At 52.3% G+C, this 2,600-nt stretch carries 3 protein-coding genes; all 3 read right to left on the bottom strand.

Annotated features, from left to right (window positions below):
• Positions 1–230, bottom strand: a 230-nt coding sequence (locus Q7O77_RS16800) for an ADP-ribosylglycohydrolase family protein (RefSeq protein WP_304169890.1), incomplete at its 3' end; no start/stop codon positions are given.
• A 106-nt stretch (positions 231–336) separates the two neighbouring features.
• Positions 337–1,614, bottom strand: coding sequence for a nucleoside permease (locus Q7O77_RS16795; RefSeq protein WP_304169888.1), 1,278 nt, complete (start codon positions 1,612–1,614; stop codon positions 337–339).
• Positions 1,615–1,957: 343 nt separating this feature from the next.
• Positions 1,958–2,518 (bottom strand): DNA-3-methyladenine glycosylase I, encoded by a 561-nt coding sequence (locus Q7O77_RS16790; RefSeq protein WP_304169886.1) that lies wholly within the window; start codon positions 2,516–2,518, stop codon positions 1,958–1,960.
• Positions 2,519–2,600 lie beyond the last annotated feature (82 nt).

Below are 2,600 nucleotides of genomic sequence, written 5' to 3'. Positions count from 1 at the left end.
ATCAACGCATCCGCTAACGCCAGTGCCATGGCGGTGTCGTCGGTGTATTCACCGGCTTTGAAGTAGCGAGCGACGATATTGTCCTGCGGGCCGTCCAAAAAACGATCTATCCAGCCGAAGTGCGCCTTAACGCGCGTACGGGGCCAAAGTTCGGCAGGCATACCCATAGCATCACCCAGCATCTGGCCGTAGAGCGCCCCTGCAATGCGATTCTCTTTTATTTGCGACATGATCATTCCTTTTGCTTCTCCCCTGATCAAAACAGGATAGCGCCCTTCCGCAATGCGAAAAGACGCTATCTTCTGTGAATTCTCTCGATGTTAGCGTATGGCAAGGTTATGTCATGGTATTACCACATCCATTTTTACTTTGTTTGATCTCTATCGGTTTAACGCCTTGCGCCGGCTCTCTGAACAGGATGAGAAAGGCGATGAAAATGACGGCAATCATGACGCTGCCGAATCCCCAGATTCCAGCCCAGTGGAACGTCAGGCCCTGAACCGGTTCGGGGTAAGAAAACCATTTTTCCATCAGCTGTCCCCCGAGTCGGTATCCGAGGAGACTGCCGATTCCCTGACATCCCAATGTAATCAGGCCTTGCGCCGCCGTGCGCATGTAGACCGGGGACTTTTTATCGACATAGATATAGGCGGTGACAAAGTAAAAGTCATAGCTGACGCCGTGAAGCAGGATGCCGATAAACAGCAGGGCGTAGGTGAACAGCTGCTCGGTGCCGCCGAAAATAAAAAGCAGGTAGCGAAGTAGCGCGGTCGCCAGACCAAGAATCAACACGTATTTGATGCCGAAACGCTTGATGAAGAAAGGCAGCGCCAGCATGAAAAAGATCTCTGAAAACTGTCCTAACGTCATCCAGCCGGTGGCGTTCGACATACCGATTTCGGTGAGATAGCCGTTGGCGAAGATGTAGTAAAACGATAGCGGCATGCTGAACAGAAATGAGCAGATAAAGAAGACCAGAAAGCTGCGATCTTTCAGCAATACGCGCGCGTCCAATCCCAACATCACGGAAAGGCTGAGTTTCCCGTGACCTTTCGGCGGGGTGTGCGGCAGACACAGGGCGAACACCGCGAGGAGAGCGGAGCTGGCGGCGGCAATCAGCAGCGGTGTTTTGGTTGCGGCGATGTCGCCATAGCCCAGCAGGGAAGGGAGAAATCCGCAGGCGATGCCCGCAGCAATCCACCCTAACGTTCCCATAACTCGTATCCGCGGATAGTAACGCTCGACATCCGTAACATTGGAGAACGCGATGCTGTTGGTTAATGCGATGGTCGGCATATAGGTCAGGCAGTAAGCCAGCAGCAGCGGAAAGAAGCTATTAAAATGCGTTTGTTGCGCGGTGAAAAACATGAGGCCCGCGCCCACCAGCATCAGCAGCGCCAACACTTTTTGCGCCGGGAAAAAACGGTCGGTCAGCGATCCCACTACGATGGGAGAAATGATGGCTGCAATCGCGGTGCAGGAGTAGCACCAGGCAATTTGAGTGGGAGTGAAGCCGTTATGATTGAGAAAAGGCCAGAGCGTGACGAACCAGGCGCCCCAGATGAACCATTCCATCATCATCATAAAGGCGAGTTTAGCCATGGTTTTATTCATACAATATTCCCTTATTGTCGTTAATGTAAAAACCCAAACACAAGCTAGCACTAATGCAGTCCTAGTCTGTATCTCTTTCCGTTGTCACGCTCATCGATGGCGGTGATATTGTCGCGGAAAATGAGCGATATCACACATCGTGGCGGACAGCGGATAAAAATGCCGCGGCCAGCGCGATGAACAAATCGGTAGAATGCGAGGCAATCCTTTCCTACGCTTTTACCCTCTACATTATCACGACACTATGACAGCAAAAGAGCGCGATTTCGCTTTTGCTAAACTGGCTCGCCCATCTTGTCCGGCTTTATCGTTGTTGCTTCGGACGTTGCCCGTGCCGTGTGAATTAACGCTTTTTCGGGTGGCAACTACAGTCAGTCGTGTGGTCGTTGACCAGCCCTACCGCCTGCATAAAGGCGTAACAAATGGTTGGACCGATGAATTTAAAACCGCGTTTTTTGAGCGCCTTCGACAGGCTTTCCGAAGTGGCCGTCTGAGCCGGCACCTCGGCCAGCGTTGCGTAGGAGTGCGTGATGGGACGGTGGTCGACAAACGACCAGATGAAGTCAGAGAAATTTTCGCCCTGCGCTTCCATATTTAAACGCGCCCGGGCATTGGCGATGATCGCCTCGATTTTGAGACGGTTGCGAATAATGCCGCGATCTTGCATCAGTTGGGCGATATCGTCTTCCGTCATGGCTGCAATTTTTAGCGGGTCGAACTGATGAAAGCAGTGCCGATAGCGTTCGCGCTTTTTCAACACGGTAATCCAGGAAAGACCTGCCTGCTGCCCTTCCAGACAGAGCATCTCGAATAGCTTGTCGCTGTCAGTGCAGGGTTTACCCCATTCGTCATCATGATAGGCCAGATATATCGGGTCGGCCGTCACCCAACCGCAGCGATTCATGGAAGGCTCCTCTGTTAATTTCCGCTGTTTCCGCCACGGGTTCATTCACCCCTGACCCTCATGAAGAATTTCTGTGTTTGCA

It is taken from the genome of Lonsdalea britannica (genome assembly GCF_946477055.1).
Lineage (GTDB): Bacteria > Pseudomonadota > Gammaproteobacteria > Enterobacterales > Enterobacteriaceae > Lonsdalea > Lonsdalea britannica_A.
Note: the sequence above shows the minus strand (reverse complement) of the source record. Positions and strands in the feature narration are given on the sequence as shown.